Source organism: Oleiphilus sp. HI0066 (assembly GCF_001635725.1).
This window is the reverse complement of the sequence record NZ_LWFH01000085.1, coordinates 1-1,127: the sequence shown is the minus strand read 5'-3', so window position 1 is coordinate 1,127 and position 1,127 is coordinate 1. Positions and strand designations below refer to the sequence as shown.

Here is a 1,127-nt window from a genome sequence, read left to right as displayed (position 1 = left end):
CCAACGAAATAAAGAACACTGCCCATGGCAAAGCCAGTGAGCGCAGAAGAATAAAAGCGCTTGGATCTTTCAAGCGCTAGCAACAAAGGAACAAAACAAGCAAAGGCGAGTAACCAAAGCCCAAACCCGACATTCGCAAAAGCATATAGAGCACCTGAAGCGCAGGCGCTTAAAAACAGAAAATAGAGCCTTTCATAAGAATACTCTTTTATTATATTTTGCCGAGTGCGCGATTCGCCTCCTCAGCTTGCGCTTCTAGTTTAGCTCTATATGCGTCTTTATCCGCCATCCATTCCTGCTTCTGATCGATGAATACTTGACGCTGCTCAAGTGCACGCGAGATTTTGTTCGGCATTTCCTGAAGTTTGTTCAAGTGCATCGTTCGCGCTAAAGCTTGCCCTGCATAATCATCTTCTGGGAGCACATTCCCATAGCGCTCTAAGATCTCGGTCAAAACAATTACATAGTCTTCTGATAGTTTTTCCTGATAGGCGTAGTAGTCTCGAATTTCCTGTTCGCTGGCGTGACGTGCCATCATTTTCGTTTCAATCGCTTTTAACTCAGCGCGCTTCGCTTCTCGGGCCTCAACGATTGAAGGGTCGTCAGTTTGAGCAGCCATGGTCCAATATAAATTATCTGTTGTGGCTTCGCGTACGACATCAAGATCGACCTTTGACCATGCTTCCATTTTGGCATCATAAGCCAACTCAGGATCATAATCTTGCGGCGGCATTTCAACATCACCGGCAATCACTGTATCTGTCGTTAAATACTTGGGATAGCTGCCTTGAACACCTGAAACGCGTTCATCATGCGAGTCTGGATTTGGAGAAGGCGTTGGGACCTGTTCTGTCACGGGTAAAAAACTCGGATCAACGGTATCGTCCTGATTCATTAATACAACAACGACTGATGCCCCTAATACGGTTGCCATGAAGGTTAACTTTATACTTGTTCTCATCGTGTCACCCTAATTATTCTGTTGTTCTTAGTTTTGTGTATTGCCTTTCCTAGCATTGCACTAGGAAAGGACTTTTATCTGAGTTTACTCTGTGGAAATAAAGCTCAGAATCTAGATCGCATCACTGATCAATGGACAGTAGATACCACAACCAGGATCTTCGTTG

1 protein-coding gene is annotated in these 1,127 nt (G+C 44.6%); it reads right to left on the bottom strand.

Annotated elements, in window-relative coordinates; all coding sequences use genetic code 11:
* Positions 1 to 211: 211 nt before the first annotated feature.
* Complete coding sequence (locus tag A3738_RS01325) at positions 212 to 934, bottom strand: hypothetical protein (RefSeq protein WP_068763297.1); 723 nt, start codon at positions 932 to 934, stop codon at positions 212 to 214.
* Positions 935 to 1,127 lie beyond the last annotated feature (193 nt).

What these genes read in the sequence shown, in the direction of transcription:
- A3738_RS01325 (WP_068763297.1), bottom strand. Translation starts at nt 934, where the DNA reads ATGGCAACCGTATTAGGGGCATCAGTCGTTGTTGTATTAATGAATCAG.